The sequence below is a fragment of the Exiguobacterium artemiae genome (assembly GCF_033342815.1).
In the GTDB taxonomy this organism is placed as follows: Bacteria; Bacillota; Bacilli; order Exiguobacteriales; family Exiguobacteriaceae; genus Exiguobacterium_A; species Exiguobacterium_A artemiae_A.
The window spans coordinates 75,237-91,762 of sequence record NZ_JAWPEN010000001.1; the positions used below are offsets into that span (position 1 = coordinate 75,237).

Below are 16,526 nucleotides of genomic sequence, written 5' to 3' on the forward strand. Positions count from 1 at the left end.
TTTTCACCTCTCATATATAAAACATGTAACCCGTGTCATCTTCTTCGGCTAAATCTTTTAATGTCGTCGTATCCAGAACTTGATCGACGGCACTTTGAATTTTATCCCACAATTTTCGTTTCGTCACTTCATCACAATTATCGCCTTCAACGACGACAAGCGGACCTTCAAGCAGACGGATGATATCTCCTGCTGTGATTTCTTCGGCCGAACGGCCTAATTTATATCCACCGTATGCACCGCGGACACTTTTGACGAGACCGCCGTTTCGGAGCGGGGCAATCAATTGCTCCAAATAATGTTCGGACAGGTCGTACATCTGAGCAATTTTCTTTAGAGACAATGGCTTTGCCTCACCTCCTTTGGCGAGTGCAATCATGATTGTCAGACCATAACGGCCTTTTGTCGAGATTTTCATCATGCGAAAAGACATCCTTTCTAGTATAGTAGTAGCTAAAAGTTGAAAGAAGGAACGCTACCTATGGCTAATTTATTTGAATCCCATTCTCCGGCCGGTCCGCTCGCCAATCGGATGCGCCCTCAATCACTGGACGAAATCGTTGGCCAACGCCATTTGATCGGAGAATCAACCTTATTACGCCGGGCGATTCTCGCCGACCGGCTTGGGACGGTTATTTTTTACGGACCACCGGGAACCGGAAAAACGACGCTCGCCCGTGTCATTTCCAGTTATACGAAATCAGCATTCGAACAGTTGAACGCTGTCACGGCAAAACTGGATCAGTTGCGTGAAGTTTTAAAAGCAGCGGAATCCCGACTGCAGTTCGACCAACAAAAAACGATTTTATTTTTGGATGAAATTCATCGTTTCAATAAAATGCAGCAGGATGCTTTACTGCCTGCACTCGAAGCCGGAACGATTACGCTGATTGGCGCGACAACGGAAAATCCGAGTTTTGAAGTCAATGCCGCTCTCTTATCGCGGGCAACCGTCTTCCGGTTTGAAACGCCTACGACAGACGATTTACGGGTCGTCCTCCACCGGACGTTACACGATACGGAGCGTGGTCTCGGCAAATATCCGATTACCGTCACAGAAGAGGCGGTCGATCATTACGTCAAACTGTCGGACGGGGATTACCGGGCACTGCTCAACGCACTCGAACTCGCCGTTTTGACGACACCGGAAATTGACGGTGAAATTACGATTGATCTTGCCGTAGCTGAGGAATCGATTCAGCAAAAAGCCTTGAAATACGATAAGGACGGAGACCGACATTACGATGTCATCTCGGCCTTCATCAAATCAATTCGCGGTTCAGATCCCGATGCTGCCCTGTACTGGCTTGCCGTCATGATTGAGGCCGGGGAAAGCCCCCGCTTCATCGTCCGTCGCCTCTATGTCCACGCGGCAGAAGATATCGGATTATCGGATCCGCAGGCTTTACTGATTGTGGACGCCTGTGCCCGGGCCTGTGAATATATCGGTTTTCCGGAGGCACGGATCCCGCTCGCCGAAACGGTGCTGTATCTTGCGACGGCACCGAAATCAAACACGGTCATTAACGCGATCGATCAGGCACTCGAACTCGTCCGTCGATCGGACGGCGGTCCGGTTCCACCGCATTTACGGGACGCTCATCATGCCGGTGCTGCAGCACTTGGTAATGGTGTCGAATATCAGTATCCGCACCAGTTTCCGCATGCATATGTCAAACAGAACTACTGGCCGGAAAATCTGGCACGAACCAAACCCGTTTTTTACAAGCCAAGTCCCCGCGGGTTTGAAAAACAATTGCAGGCCCGGCTCGACTTTTGGAAAAAACAACCGTAAACGATGAGAAAAAGCGACCTCAGCAGGTCGCTTTTTTAACGGACACGTTCGATGATGACGCCGGCTTCCCGGACAATCTCATTGATGACATAACTTGCCGCAATCAATCCGCCGACCGACGGCACAAACGCGTTTGAACTCGGCGGCATTTTGGCTTTTCGAATCACGGCTTCATCGTTTCCGACGACTTGACGGACTTCTTCGATGATTTTGACCGGTGGTTCATCCGAAAAGACGACCGGGACTCCTTTATGGATTCCTTCCTTACGCAGGCGCGTCCGGATCACTTTTGCAAGTGGATCGTAAGTCGTATCTTTAATATCAACGATCTTGATTCGTGTCGGATCCATCTTATTCGCCATTCCCATACTCGAGATGATCGGAATCTGACGTTGCTTACACTCTTTGATCAAATGAATCTTAAACGAGACGGTATCCGAAGCATCAATGACATAATCCGGATTTTCTGCGAAAAAGGCTTCATATGTTTCTTCGTTGTAGAACATTTTCAAACGGACGATTTCTAAATCCGGGTTGATTTGCATCAGGCGATCCGCCATTGCATCGACTTTCGGCTGACCGACCGTCGGCAACAACGCATGGATTTGACGGTTAACGTTTGTGATATCAATATCATCTTTATCCACCAGAATTAAACGTCCGACACCGCTTCGCGCCAGGGCTTCCGCCGAAAACGAGCCGACGCCGCCGATTCCTAAAATCGCTACAGACTTGGATGCCAATGCGTCAAGTCCGGTCTTACCGATTGCCAGTTCATTACGTGAAAATTGATTTAACATCTCATAACCTCACAATACTCATACTGTTTTACTCGGAATTATATCATAAAAAAAAACGTCATGCGACGTATGGTGTGATTCCTCTAAAAAAGAAACGATGGGACCCGAAGTGCCGTGTCGATACCTTATTTTTGAACCTGCTGCGCAGGTGGGTGTCTTATCCGATTCCTATTCGTACGTCCTCCTGCTGTGTTACGAGGCATGTACTACTAGTTGGAACGTCAAACTCCCTATCAAAAAAGAGTGGCTCAAAGATAAAAGGCGGCTCTCGTACATCTCAGGAACCCCATCTGTTGCATTTAATATAGCATTCCCCTTATCGAAATGCAACTGGTTCTGACCCTTAAAATTTGATCATTTTTCAGTCGTTTCACTTGACATCCAGAGTCGGATAAAGGCTTTGTTTGGATCGTATTTTTGTTGTTGAAATTCAGGATTAAACCGGGGTGTCCGGGTCGCATTTCCGACTCCCGCGATGTAAGCCCAGTTTCCGTAATTGGAGGCAACATCGTAATCAATCAACTGCTGTTCAAAGTACCGCGCGCCGATCCGCCAATCCTGTTTCAAGTCATGAATCAGATAACTGGCTGTGATTTGACGTCCGCGGTTCGACATCCAGCCGGTGTCCTTGATTTCCCGCATGAAGGCATCGACAAACGGTTCTCCCGTCTCGCCGGCCATCCACGAATCGATTGCCGCCTGATCCGTCTTCCACGTCAAGCGACCGTCTTTCAAACCGTTCGAGCGAAACAGCCGGTGTCCCGTCTCGCGCATCGTTAAATGGAAGAAGTCCCGCCACAATAATTCAAAGTATAGCCAGTACGTCGATTCATTCGCGCCGTGTTCCCGTTCCGCCCTTTGCAATTCTGCCATGACCCGTCGCGGAGACAGTGAACCGTTGGCAAGCCAGGCGGAGAGTTTGGAAGAATCATCAACGTCAAAACCATTCCGTGTTTCTTTGTAGGTAAAAATCGGTTGTTCCAGATATGCTGCTAATCGGTCCCTGCCGGCCGCCTCGCCTCCCATGAACGGAAACGCGGTTCGCGGGTCATTACCGGCTCTCGTTTGCGGCGGTTCGATATACCGTACCTTTCCGGGTGCTTCGATCGGCTCCTCGAACCGGCCATCGCGTTCGACTCGTTTCCGGAAGGCCGTAAAGACACGCTTCAGTTCATCACTGCCGATATCGTCCCGAAGATGGAGCGTCTGGGTCTCGTACATCCGCGTGGTAAAACGCTTCTGTACTTCCTGTTCCTGTCGTGCTTCGTATTCACCCGTCATCCGGTGAAAATAAACGACATCTTCCGGCTGAATGAATGATGTCAGTTGTTCAACCGTCTCCCCTTGTAAAATAGTCAGTTCGATGCTGAGTTGTGCCAAATGTTCGTTTAAGGATTGTAGAGTTTCCTCTTCAAATGTCATCTGCTGTTTGCCGCGACCGTCTGCTGTCTGCCGAACGAAAACAGCACGGACTGTCTCCTCTTCCTCGCATGCCCGTGTCAATGCCTCATGATCGTCGACCCGCAGATCTTTTCGGTACCATACAACTCCTGCCATATCCTCAGCTCCTTTCTCTTTTCTACCCGTACTATCTCAATCTTACTTCCTTTCGCAAAGAACCGATGTGCTAGAAAGGTTTTAACTTTTTGTTTTCGTGGAATATGATTAGTACAACTTACTAAGGAGTGAAACATTTCATGGCTGCTAAAAAAGGTAAATTAAGAACATTGATCACGCTTGCTACGACGGTTGGACCGATCGTCTACAAATTCTATAAAAAGCAACAATCTAAAAAATCAATCAACACACCAAAACGATAAAACAGCAAACGTGTTTCTCTGAGAAGAGAAACACGTTTTTTGATGTCAGGATGTATCCATCAGCGGTACATCTTTTTTTAGACTGTTTATTTTTTACTGACCCCATGGCTTTCCCGTTCGTAAAACCGCCATGGATATGATGTTGCTTCCCCCGCATTCGGAATCCCGATCCGCGTCGTCTGGACGACTTCTGTCACTTGACCGTTTTCGATGCGAAACCGGTGATCCGTGTAAAGATCGGCACCTGAATCATCCGTCTTCAATCCGAAGGCCTGGCATAATTTAGCGGGACCGTTGACGAGATTTTTTTGCTCGGTTTTGGTCAGTTCCGCATACGGCTTCCCGAAACGGCGGTCAGCAACTAAATCGTGTCCGGTGACGATTTCCGCTCCGCGAAGTAAAATCCCGTATCCTTGTCCGACTTCTCCGCAGACGATGTTCAAACAATGATGCATGCCATAGGTGAAATACACATAGATATGACCGGCCGGGCCAAACATCGGCGCGGTCCGTTTCGTCGGTCGTCCACTGTAAGAATGGGCGGCTTGATCGTGTGGACCGAGGTATGCTTCCACTTCAACAATCCGCATCGTAACGTGTTCGACCGTCAACAGACTCCCTAACAATTCCGGTGCCACCTCAACCGGTGACCGCTCAAAAAATGTTCGTTCCATTTTCAATCCCCCTTATAAAAAAACAGATTCCCTTCAAGATCGAAGGAAATCTGTTGGTATTATGATTGTTTGACGGCTGTCCGGATCGACAGTTCATTCAATTGTGCATCTGAGACCGGGCTTGGTGCCGCTGTCAACAGATCGCTCGCCGAAGCTGTTTTCGGGAACGCAATCGTATCGCGTAAGTTCGTCCGACCGGCAAGCAACATGATCAGACGGTCAAGACCAAGTGCGATACCGGCGTGCGGCGGTGTGCCATACTCAAATGCTTCCATCAGGAAACCAAATTGTTCGTTGGCTTCTTCTTCCGTGAAACCAAGCAATTTAAACATCCGCTCTTGAATATCACGTTCGTAAATCCGTTGTGATCCGCCACCGAGCTCATAACCGTTCAAGACAAGGTCATAGGCAACAGCAAGGACACTGCCCGGGTCTGTCTCGAGTTTATCGAGATCTTCCCGGCGTGGCATCGTGAACGGGTGGTGGTTCGCATAAAAACGACCGTCCGCTTCTTCAAACGTCACGAGTGGGAAGTCCGTTACCCAAAGGAAGTTGAAGACAGTTTCGTCAATCAAACCAAGCTCTTTCCCGAGTTTTTGACGAAGGGCACCGAGACTGTCGGCAACGATCGACGCTTTTGCCGCGACGAACACAAGTAAATCACCGGCTTCTGCTGCCGTCGCTTCGACGAGTCGGGCTGTTGCTGTCTCATCAAAGAACTTTGCAATCGGACCGTTCAGTCCGTCGGCTGTTACTTTAACCCATGCAAGACCTTTGGCACCGTAAATCGCTGTAAACTCTTGTAATTTATCGATGTCTTTGCGGGAGAACTGATCGGCTGCTCCTTTGACATTCAAGGCTTTGACTTCACCACCGGATTCAAGTGCCATGTCGAAGACTTTGAAGCCTGCTCCTGTGACCGCTTCCGCCACATCAATCAACTCAAGACCAAACCGTGTATCCGGCTTATCCGAACCGAACCGGCTCATCGCTTCCGCATACGGCATCCGCGGGAACGGCGTCGTGATGTCTTTTCCGAGCGTTTCTTTCATGACACGTGTCATCATCGATTCCATCATCGCATACAGGTCTTCGACGTCCATGAAACTCGTTTCGATATCGACTTGCGTGAATTCCGGTTGACGGTCGGCCCGTAAATCTTCATCACGGAAACAACGGGCAATCTGGAAGTACCGCTCAAAGCCCGATACCATCAATAACTGTTTAAACAACTGCGGTGATTGCGGCAAGGCATAAAACTCACCCGGGTGAACACGACTCGGAACGAGATAGTCACGCGCGCCTTCCGGTGTCGATTTCGTTAAGATCGGTGTTTCGACTTCGAGGAAGTCCTGTTCGTCAAGGAAGTTCCGCATGATATTCGAAGCTTTCGAACGCAGACGGAATGTTTCTTGTAATGACGGACGACGGAGATCAAGGTAGCGGTATTTCAGACGAAGATCTTCCGATGTCTGTTCCGCTTCTTCACTGATCGGGAACGGCGTCATTTTCGAAGCGTTTAAGATGATGACTTCGTCTGCGACGACTTCGACTTGGCCGGTCGGAATGTTCGGGTTCGGATTTTCACGCTGGACGACTGTTCCTTTAATGTCGAGCACGTATTCCGAGCGAATCGATTCCGCCAGACGGTGCGCCTGTTCGTTTTCCGGTTGGAAGACGACTTGGACGATACCGGTCCGGTCACGAAGATCAAGGAAAATTAATCCCCCGAGGTCACGTCGTTTTTGGACCCATCCTTTTAGTTGAACGGCTTGGCCGATCGTTTCCTCTGTTACGGTTCCGTTCATATGTGTACGTCCGATCATTGTACTTCCTCCTTTAATTTCGCGACAATCGTATCGGCAACAGCTGATAATGGCACATCAATCTGTTCGCCGGTCGACATGTCTTTTAACGCAGCCGCTCCGCGCTCGACTTCTTCGTCTCCGAGAATGACGGTAAAACGGGCTTTCAAACGGTCAGCCGCTTTGAATTGTCCTTTAAACTTCCGTCCGAGATAATCACGGTCCGCGGCAAGTCCTTCAAGACGCATCAACTGCAACAAACGTGTCGCCGTTTTTTCAACTTCTTCGTTGCCTTGCGCGACGATGAAGACATCAATCGCATCATCGATTTCCGGCAGGACTCTCTCATTTTCAAGCGCCATCAACAGACGTTCAATCCCGATTCCAAATCCGATTCCCGGTGTGGCCGGTCCGCCAATTTGTTCGACGAGTCCGTTATACCGTCCGCCGCCGCAAAGTGTCGTAATCGCACCGAAACCTTCTGCTTCCGACATGATTTCAAATGACGTGTGATTGTAGTAATCAAGTCCCCGGACAAGGGTCGGATCAATCACGTATTCGATACCAAGCGCATCCAGGTGCAGCAGGACTTGATCGAAGTACTCTTTCGAAGCCGGGTTCAAAAAGTCGAGGATCGACGGGGCTGTCGCCATGCTCGGGTGATTCCGGTCGACTTTACAATCGAGTACGCGAAGCGGATTCGCTTCAAGACGGTTTTGACAATCCTGACATAACTCGTGAGCGACCGGCTTAAAGTGATTAACGAGTGCTTCCCGGTGCGCGGCACGGCTTTCGCTGTCTCCGAGCGAGTTGATGACAAGCTTCAGTTTTTTCAGTCCGAATGAGCGGTAAATGCTCATCGCCAGGCTGATGACTTCTGCATCGATGGCCGGCTCTTCACTGCCGAGTGCCTCGACACCGTATTGGTGCAGTTGACGGAAACGTCCGGCTTGCGGGCGCTCGTAACGGAACATCGGTCCGATATAAAAAAGTTTGACGGGCTGATTGGCAGCACCGTACAGTTTATTCGTCACGAATGACCGAACGACCGCTGCTGTCCCTTCCGGACGAAGCGTAAATTGTTCTTTGCCGCGTTTTTCAAGCATGAACATCTCTTTTTGAACGATGTCCGTCGTCTCACCGACACCGCGTTTAAACAGCTCTGTTTCTTCGAAAATCGGTGTCCGGATTTCTTTGTAGTTATACCGTTTACTGATCTCCCGCAATTGGTTTTCAATATACTGCCAGCGTTCCACTGTACCGGGAAGTACATCAAACGTTCCGCGTGGTAATTTCATCCTAATTCCTCCTTTTGAATACAAAAAAAGCCCTCGTCCGCAAAGGGACGAGAACTTGAAGATCCCGTGGTACCACCCTGGTTGCTGAAAAATCTCAGCCACTCGGTGCAGTTAACGCCTGCTTACGATTTCCCCTACTCTGTTCGTTTCAGGAAAATACCTCAAAAGGGTCTTTCATCTAGTTCGTCTGATCGCTCTTTCAGCCGGGGAGCGACTCTCTATGCAGCCGAGATCTAAATTACTCTTCTTCGTCATCGGTTCTTAATTCGTTCTGTTATCCTTTATATTGCCTCGTCCAAAAGATCCTGTCAAGACTTTGGTCACTTTTCAAGAATCAACGTCACCGGTCCGTCATTGACGAGTGCGACGTCCATCATCGCTCCGAACTGTCCGGTCTCAACGATGATTCCCTGCTGACGTAAACGGGCGTTAAACGCTTCATACAACTCATTTGCAACATCAGGCTTGGCCGCTTCTGTAAAAGCAGGACGACGACCCTTTTTGACGTCTCCGTATAAGGTGAACTGGGACACCGATAAAATTTTCCCTTCGACATCCTGAAGCGACAGGTTCATCCGTTCTTCTTCATCCTCGAACACACGTAACCCGGCAATCTTGTCCGCCAACCAGTTGACTTGCTCCAGCGTATCATCATGCGTGACCCCGACGAGTAAAAGAAATCCTTGATCGATTTGACCGGTAATCGTCCCTTCGACCGTCACGCTTGCTTCTTTGACCCGTTGTAATACGACTCGCATTTCTATCCGCTCCTTATGTCATCATGACGCGATGCACGGCATACACGTCTGATATTTGTTTAATCCGATCGACGACCTTTTGCAGGTGATTGACGTTGTCGATTGCGATCGTCATTGAAATCTTGGCCTGTTTGCTGTCGTCTCCCTTACCGCTGACAGCTACGATATTCGTGTTCATCGCTGACACCGATTGGAGGACGTCATTCAGCAGCCCTGCCCGGTCAAAACCGGAAATTTCGATTTCGACGTTATAGCTCTTGACCGTCTTGCCTTCATGTTCCCATTCGACTTCAAGCAACCGTTCCGGATTCTGTTCATGAATCACATTCAAACAATCGGACCGGTGAATCGAAACACCGCGACCGCGGGTGATATACCCGACGATATCATCACCCGGAACCGGATTGCAGCAACGGCTCATACGGACCAGCATGTTGTCGATGCCTTTGACACGAACGCCTTCCGGATTTTGTTTCTTCGGCCGGTCAAACGTCTTCATTCCGCTGATCGCTTCGTTTAACTCAAGATTTTTCGACTCTTTATCTTTGCGCAATTTTTCCGTCAATTTATGAGCGACTTGAGCCGCGGTCAATCCATGATAGCCGACTGCCGCATACATATCTTCCTCTTGCGAAAAATTGAACTTCCGCGTGACGTCCTCGAGCGTTTTCTCGTTGATGACTTCTTTTGGTTCAAAACCAAGTTTTTTGACTTCCGCCTCAATCAATTCGCGGCCTTTCGAGACGTTTTCTTCCCGTTGCTGGCGTTTGAACCATTGACGGATTTTGTTTTTCGCCTGACTCGAGACACAAATCTTCAACCAGTCCTTACTTGGACCGTAACTGTGCTTCGACGTCACGATTTCGATGATGTCCCCGGTCTTGAGTTTATAATCGATCGGAACCATCCGTCCGTTGACTTTCGCGCCGATCGTGCGGTGCCCGATCTCCGTATGAATCCGGTACGCATAATCAATCGGAACCGAACCTTTCGGCAACTCGATGACGTCGCCTTTAGGTGTGAAGACGTACAGCATATCACTGAAGAAATCGACTTTAACCGATTCCATGAATTCTTCTGCATCCGCCGTATCTTTTTGTAATTCTAAGATTTCACGGAAATGAGCGATCTTATCTTCAAAACCTGATTTTGCTTCCTGCTCTTTCCCTTCTTTGTAAGCCCAGTGCGCGGCAATTCCGTACTCGGCGATGAAATGCATATCGCGTGTCCGAATTTGCACTTCAAGCGGTTCACCCTTCGGCCCGATGACCGTTGTATGCAACGACTGGTACATGTTCGGTTTTGGCATAGCAATATAGTCTTTGAAGCGTCCCGGCATCGGTTTGTACTGCGTATGAATGATTCCGAGGACTGCGTAACAATCCTTGATGGAGTCGACAATGATCCGCACGGCCATCAAGTCATAAATTTCGCTGAACTCTTTTTTCGAGTTTTGCATCTTGTTATAAATGGAATAGATATGCTTAGGGCGACCATCGACCTCGGCTGCAATCTCGACTTCTTCAAGGACCTCGTTGACTTCGTCGATGACAGACGTGACGAGCGCTTCCCGTTCGGTCCGTTTCTGTTTCATCATCGAGACGATCCGGTAATACTGTTGCGGATTGATGTAACGCAGGCTGATGTCTTCCAGTTCCCATTTGATCGTCGAAATCCCGAGACGATGGGCAAGTGGTGCGAAGATTTCAAGCGTTTCTTCCGCCTTTTGCACTTGTTTCTCTTTAACCATATGTTGCAAAGTCCGCATATTGTGCAAACGGTCAGCCAGCTTAATCAAGATGACACGAATATCTTCAGCCATCGCGATAAACATCTTCCGGTGATTTTCAGCGAGTTCTTCCCGTTTCGATTTGTATTTGATTTTACCAAGCTTCGTCACACCATCGACAAGCATTGTGACATCTGCTCCAAACTGTTCCGTAAGTTCTTCCAGCGTAATATCGGTGTCCTCGACGACATCATGAAGAAGCGCGGCAACAATCGTTGTCGCATCCAAACCGATATCCACTAGTATCCCCGCTACTTGAACGGGGTGAATGATGTAAGGTTCACCCGATCGACGAAATTGTCCATCATGCTCGTCTTTTGCGAATTGATAGGCACGTTCGATATCTTTGACTTCTGCCTCTGTCATGTACTCCGCACATCGAGCGAGAAGGTCTTCTACATTTACGATTTGTTTATTTGTCATCCCTTATCCTCACCCAGTCCCCGGGATTGATTACGCTGAATCCCTAATATATATCCTCTATTATCGTGAAATTTTGATAATATGTCAAAATAAAAAGAAATACCCCCCCGACCACCGTCGAGAAGGTATTGCTTATTCATTAATCTGCGTAACGAATCAAGGATAAAATATCGTATCCTTCTAATTTTTCACGTCCGCCTAAACCGTCAAGTTCGATCAGGAATCCGATTCCGGCAACCGTTCCACCAAGTTGCTCAATCATTTTGATTGTCGCTTCGATCGTACCGCCTGTTGCCAGTAAATCATCGAGAATGACGACGCGTTGTCCTGGTTGGATCGCATCGTGGTGCATCGTCAAGACATCTTTCCCGTACTCAAGACCATACTCGACACGGACTGTCTCACGCGGTAACTTTCCTTCTTTACGAACTGGGACGAATCCGATTTCCATCGCGTATGCTGCTGGGCATCCAACAACAAATCCGCGTGCTTCCGGTCCGGCGATGACGTCTGCGCCTTGCTTACGGGCATAGTCGATCAAGGCATCGACTGACTGCTTATAAGCAGGACCGTTCTGCATCAGGGATGTGATATCTTTGAAACTGATTCCTTCTTTCGGCCAGTTTTCGACCTCTTTTATATGCTGTTTGAACTCCATGTCATTTCCTCCTGCTTCGCCGCTTCTACCAAAGTATCAAAACGCTCTTTCAACTGAGCGAGTGACGAATAAATGTATTGTTGCTCAAGACGTTGACGTTCCTCATGACGCTTGTACGTCGCAGCTTCCGTCAAGTCCCGTTTTTCAGCATTCGGGTTTACACCCGGCAACCCGTCCTCCATTGTAACAAGAAAATCCAGTTCCGAAAACACTGAATGCATAAAGTTAATCGAACGTTTCGACCATTTTCGCGATTTCGACAAACGAACAAGTCCGATTCGGAGCTCATCGCGGGGACATTTCGCGAAGTAATTGAAATAATGTTTAAACTCTTCCCGTGACGGAATCGTCTCAAAATAGTACCCTTCGTCCTTAAACGCACAGTAAATCCGTTCGGCATCTTTTAAATACGGCAAGAAAGCCGCTTCTTCTTCCGGCAAATCCAAAAAGACAACATTTGCCTTCACCTCTCCGTTCAGCGGACGCTCGGCATATTTGGATTGCGTTTCTTCCGAAAATGCAACATATGTCGTCGCGTCATGCGGAAGTTCAAATAAATCCGTTAACGGTTTTTTCCCACCACGGTAATCGAACAATTGATAATCCACGACGGCCAGATCCTGAATCATCAGTTGCGGTTTACGGAAACCGTTCCATTCGTTGATGTTCAGACTCCCCATCAATGAAACTTCAGCGAGCGATGATACTTCGTCAACGGCATCTCCAAACCCGAATCCGATACCATCAAGTTCGGTTTTCCCGTCCGTCACAAGAACCTTCAAGTGCGTCAAATCACGCCCGATTCGTTTCAAGTCCCGAATGTTGGCGCCTTCGACGACGACACGCGGCGACGGATTTCCCATACCAAACGGTGCCAACCTTCCCATCTCTTCAATCAAACCGATGGAGACATCCGAGACACGTAAACGTAAATCAATCTCCGTCGTCGCGATGAATGCTTCGTCCGGCAGACTTGCCGCTTGGGCATTCAACCGTTCCCGCAGCACCGGGACGTTTTCTGATGACAATGTCATCCCGGCAGCCGCCGGATGTCCTCCGAAGTGCGGTAAGATGTCAGCCGTCTGATTCAATTCGGCAAAAAGGTCAAAGGCTGCAATCGAACGTCCTGATCCTTTGGCCGTTCCTTTTTCTGCATCGTGACACAACAGAATGACCGGACGATGATACTTTTCGACGAGCCGGGAGGCGACGATTCCGACGACACCAGGATTCCATTGATCGGAATCAACGACTAAAACACGATCCGATAAAAAATGCTGCTCCACGAGCGCCGTCGCTTCTTCGGCAATTTTTTTGACGATATCCTGCCGTTGTTTGTTTTGCTGATCAAGCTGCTCGGCGAGCGGTTCCGCTTCTTCCATCGTTTCCGCCAGCAGCATCTCAAGCGCCGGCATCGCCGAGTCGAGACGTCCGGCCGCATTAATCCGGGGACCGAAGGCAAATCCGACTGATTCTTCCGTCAGCTCGTCTTCGACGAGACTGCAGACTTTCCGTAATGCCAAAATACCCGGTCGTTCACTGGCGTTTAACGCTTCAATTCCTTTTGCTGCAAGCAAACGGTTTTCGCCGATCAGCGGAACTAAATCGGCAATTGTTCCGAGTACCGCCAAATCAAGCAATTCTTCCGGTAGACGACCAAGCAGCGCGTGGGCGACCTTAAAGGCTACACCCGCTCCGGCGAGCTTCGAATACGGATAGTTGGAATCGACACCCGGATGAATCATGGCAAAAGCGTCCGGCAAGACTTCTTTTGCTTCATGGTGATCGGTAATGATTAAATCGACGCCGAGTTCTTTTAAGACAGCCGCTTCCTCGATGCCGGAAATCCCGCAGTCGACCGTGATGACGAGACCGAAGCCTTCATCTGCTGCCCAGCGGAACGCCGCCTCGTTTGGTCCGTAACCTTCCGTAAACCGATTCGGAATGTAGCATTCCGCCATCGCACCGATTTCAATCAACGCATGCCATAAAATCGCAGCGGAACTGACACCGTCGACATCGTAGTCACCGTAAATCAAAATCATTTCACCTTCATCTGCCGCCTGCTGGATCCGGGTGATCACTTTGGTCATATCCTGGAACAAAAAAGGATCGTGAAACGCCGTTTGATCCGTTTCCAAAAACGCCTTGGCTTGATCGGCAGTATCAAATCCCCGCTGAACAAGCAAGTGCGCGACTTGCCGGGATACGTTCACCTGGTCGGCTAATTCGTCTATTTTAAGCGAATCGACGTCTTTGTCGATCCATGTTTTCTTTGAATGATACATCTAATCCCTCCAATCAACTCCATCATTATAGAACAAAACCCGCGTTAGCGATAGCTAACACGGGTCAGGTTATGAGGCTTGTTTAGATGATTTGAGCGTCCGGCCTTTCATGACGAGCCACAGTTGGGCTGCAATGAAAATCGAAGAATACATCCCCATGAACAGACCCACCAATAAGGCAAGGCTGAATCCACGGATGGCTTCACTACCGAAGATATAGAGCGCCGCTGCCGTCATGATGACTGTGACGACCGTATTAATCGAACGAATGATTGTTTGTTGAATCGACTCGTTGACGATATGCGACAATTCGCTGAATGTCACCTGGCGGCCGCCTTTTTCGGCAAGACCCAGATTTTCCCGGATTCGGTCAAAGGTAACAATCGTATCATTAACCGAATACCCGATGATGGTCAAAATCGCTGCGATGAAGTACAGATTAACTTCAATCTGGAACAGTGAGAAGAACGCAATAATCATCAAGGCATCATGGAGCAGGGCAAGAACGGTCGCAATCCCGTATAACGGTTGGAAACGGAACGAGACGTAGATGACGATTCCAAGCGAAGCCAGTAAGACGGCATAAATCGCGTTACGGGCGATTTCCTGACCAACCTGTGCGGATACGGTCGAGATGCTTGGTTCTTTCTTATATTTCGCTTCAATGACGTCTTTCATTTTTGAAATTTGTTCTTGTTCAAATTCTCCGACGAACGTCACGTTCGCGAGCTTGCCGCCTTGGGCAAATTGGATACCGTTAATTTCGGCTGCATCAATTCCGGCATCCTCGATAACGGAACGAACCTCCGATTCCTTAATGGTGTTCGTTGAAGAAATTTCAACCCGTGTTCCTTCGGTAAAGTCAATCCCGAGGTTTAGGCCGCGGAATGTCAGCAACAAAACAGAAATGACGACAAGGGCAATCGTGATGATAAAGTAAATGTTCCGGTGTTTTACATAATCAAATTTCGTAGGATTAAAGTTCACGAATTTCACTCTCCTTTACGCCAAACCAGGTTTTCTTCTTATCAAACCATCGGCTGCTGACGAGAAGTTGCATCAGGTAACGCGAGATGAAAACATTCGTGACGAACGTTACGGCAATCGAGACCATCAGCATGATCGCGAATCCTTTGACGGTACTCGTTCCGAAGTAATACAACACGCCTGCAGAAATCAACGTCGTCAAGTTGGCATCAAGAATCGTACCAAATGAGCGGCGGTTACCAGCTTTGAAAGCAGACAAGACAGATTTCCCGCTTCGGAGTTCATCTTTGATCCGTTCTGCCGTGATGATATTGGCATCCACCGCCATCCCGACTCCAAGGACAAGGGCCGCGATTCCCGGTAAGGTCAGTACGGCGTTAATTCCGTTAAAGAAGATCATGACGAGATAGATATAGAACAACAAGGTAATGATCGATACGAAACCGGATACGCGGTAAAACAGCAACATGAACAAGAAGACGGCTGCAACACCGATCATCGACGCAAACAATGTCTGGTCGAGGGCATCTTGACCAAATGCGGCCGAGACAGACGTCGAGTAGATTTCATCCAACTTAACCGGCAATGCTCCGGCGTTTAAGATGGAGGATAGTTGCTTCCCGTATTCTGCTGTGATGTCACCACCGGAAATGATGGCTTTATCCGAGTTGATCGGCTGTTGGACCGATGCATCGGAGACAATTTTAGAGTTTTCTTTTTGAATCTCTTTTTCATACGTATCGCCTTTTTCATAGTCGAGCCAGATGACAAGACGATTGGCAGGAGGTTGCATTTTCGACACTTGTTGTGTCACTTCATAAAATTTTTCTTTTGATTTCATTGTCAGTTCGACGAGCGGTGCGTTTGTTTGCGGATCGTATCCGACTTTCGCTCCTTTAGCCTTTAAGTCTGATCCATCAAGTAACACTTTGTCGTTGATGTCCCGGAATGACAGTTCGGCAGTCGAGGATAAAATCTGACGGGCTTCACTTTGATTTTTGACACCTGCCAGTTGGACACGAATCCGGTTGTCTCCTTCGATCCGGATGTCCGGTTCCGAAACACCAAGGACGTTGACTCGGTTTTCGATTGCCGTCAACGTTGCACTCATCGCATTAGAATCGATGACGTCGCCTTCTTTTAGTGGTTGTACTTCATACAAGACTTCAAATCCGCCTTTTAAGTCCAGACCGAGTTTGGTGTCTTTTAAGAGCCAATTCGATGTCGTGCCAATCAAAACGAGCAGCGCGGCAACGATGATGAAGAACGTGGCCAGTTTTCCCTTCTTAATCATGCTACATTGTCCTTTCTCTCAATCCCTGTATATTTTCAGACAACTTTCTTATCCTATCCTAGCTTACATAAGAATTGGTAATCTTAGCAATCGTTTTTCTCATATATAAACAGAAAAGACGCTTCCGAATTCGGAAA

12 protein-coding genes, 1 other RNA gene, 1 pseudogene and 1 other annotated feature are annotated in these 16,526 nt (G+C 48.5%); of the genes and pseudogenes, 2 read left to right on the plus strand and 12 right to left on the minus strand.

All coding sequences use genetic code 11. The features are described 5' to 3' along the window. Nucleotides 1-10 precede the first annotated feature (10 nt). Nucleotides 11-418 carry a cysteine metabolism transcriptional regulator CymR gene (gene cymR, locus R7V76_RS00400; protein WP_041261991.1) on the minus strand — a complete coding sequence of 136 codons (408 nt, stop codon included), beginning with the start codon at nucleotides 416-418 and terminating at the stop codon, nucleotides 11-13. A 63-nt stretch (nucleotides 419-481) separates the two neighbouring features. Between cymR and R7V76_RS00405 the strand changes: the two genes are divergently transcribed. Next, nucleotides 482-1,795 carry a replication-associated recombination protein A gene (locus R7V76_RS00405; protein ID WP_318090767.1) on the plus strand — a complete coding sequence of 438 codons (1,314 nt, stop codon included), beginning with the start codon at nucleotides 482-484 and terminating at the stop codon, nucleotides 1,793-1,795. A gap of 35 nt (nucleotides 1,796-1,830) precedes the next feature. On the opposite strand, the gene R7V76_RS00410 is transcribed toward R7V76_RS00405, so the two are convergent. The 3 genes from R7V76_RS00410 to R7V76_RS00420 all read right to left on the minus strand — a co-directional run bounded on the left by R7V76_RS00410 (nucleotide 1,831) and on the right by R7V76_RS00420 (nucleotide 4,152). Further along, nucleotides 1,831-2,595 (minus strand): tRNA threonylcarbamoyladenosine dehydratase, encoded by a 765-nt coding sequence (locus R7V76_RS00410; protein ID WP_318090769.1) that lies wholly within the window; start codon nucleotides 2,593-2,595, stop codon nucleotides 1,831-1,833. 97 nt (nucleotides 2,596-2,692) lie between these two features. After that, nucleotides 2,693-2,882: non-coding RNA, 6S RNA (ssrS, locus tag R7V76_RS00415), on the minus strand. Between the two features lie 67 nt (nucleotides 2,883-2,949). Next, on the minus strand, nucleotides 2,950-4,152 hold the full coding sequence (locus tag R7V76_RS00420; protein ID WP_318090771.1) for a DASH family cryptochrome: 1,203 nt from the start codon (nucleotides 4,150-4,152) through the stop codon (nucleotides 2,950-2,952). A gap of 140 nt (nucleotides 4,153-4,292) precedes the next feature. On the opposite strand from R7V76_RS00420, the gene R7V76_RS00425 reads away from it, so the two are divergent. Continuing rightward, complete coding sequence (locus tag R7V76_RS00425) at nucleotides 4,293-4,415, plus strand: hypothetical protein (protein ID WP_012370953.1); 123 nt, start codon at nucleotides 4,293-4,295, stop codon at nucleotides 4,413-4,415. An 86-nt stretch (nucleotides 4,416-4,501) separates the two neighbouring features. Here R7V76_RS00425 and R7V76_RS00430 read toward each other — a convergent pair whose 3' ends face one another. The 8 genes and pseudogenes from R7V76_RS00430 to secD form a co-directional block, all read right to left on the minus strand. After that, on the minus strand, nucleotides 4,502-5,089 hold the full coding sequence (locus R7V76_RS00430) for a DNA-3-methyladenine glycosylase (RefSeq protein WP_318090774.1): 588 nt from the start codon (nucleotides 5,087-5,089) through the stop codon (nucleotides 4,502-4,504). Nucleotides 5,090-5,148: 59 nt separating this feature from the next. Beyond that, on the minus strand, nucleotides 5,149-6,915 hold the full coding sequence (gene aspS, locus R7V76_RS00435) for an aspartate--tRNA ligase (protein WP_318090776.1): 1,767 nt from the start codon (nucleotides 6,913-6,915) through the stop codon (nucleotides 5,149-5,151). Further along, nucleotides 6,912-8,192: a histidine--tRNA ligase gene (gene hisS / locus R7V76_RS00440; RefSeq protein WP_318090778.1), complete on the minus strand. Its 1,281-nt coding sequence runs from the start codon at nucleotides 8,190-8,192 to the stop codon at nucleotides 6,912-6,914. The genes aspS and hisS overlap by 4 nt, the downstream gene beginning before the upstream one ends. Nucleotides 8,193-8,232: 40 nt before the next feature. Next, nucleotides 8,233-8,456 (minus strand) — a binding site (T-box leader). A gap of 56 nt (nucleotides 8,457-8,512) precedes the next feature. Further along, nucleotides 8,513-8,950 carry a D-aminoacyl-tRNA deacylase gene (gene dtd, locus R7V76_RS00445; RefSeq protein WP_318090780.1) on the minus strand — a complete coding sequence of 146 codons (438 nt, stop codon included), beginning with the start codon at nucleotides 8,948-8,950 and terminating at the stop codon, nucleotides 8,513-8,515. Between the two features lie 13 nt (nucleotides 8,951-8,963). Continuing rightward, nucleotides 8,964-11,162 (minus strand): RelA/SpoT family protein, encoded by a 2,199-nt coding sequence (locus R7V76_RS00450; protein ID WP_318090782.1) that lies wholly within the window; start codon nucleotides 11,160-11,162, stop codon nucleotides 8,964-8,966. A gap of 139 nt (nucleotides 11,163-11,301) precedes the next feature. After that, on the minus strand, nucleotides 11,302-11,820 hold the full coding sequence (locus R7V76_RS00455; RefSeq protein WP_012370959.1) for an adenine phosphoribosyltransferase: 519 nt from the start codon (nucleotides 11,818-11,820) through the stop codon (nucleotides 11,302-11,304). Then, nucleotides 11,799-14,108 carry a single-stranded-DNA-specific exonuclease RecJ gene (gene recJ, locus R7V76_RS00460; protein WP_318090791.1) on the minus strand — a complete coding sequence of 770 codons (2,310 nt, stop codon included), beginning with the start codon at nucleotides 14,106-14,108 and terminating at the stop codon, nucleotides 11,799-11,801. The genes R7V76_RS00455 and recJ overlap by 22 nt, the downstream gene beginning before the upstream one ends. Before the next feature lie 69 nt (nucleotides 14,109-14,177). After that, nucleotides 14,178-16,389, minus strand: a pseudogene (gene secD, locus R7V76_RS00465) (protein translocase subunit SecD). Nucleotides 16,390-16,526: the final 137 nt, after the last annotated feature.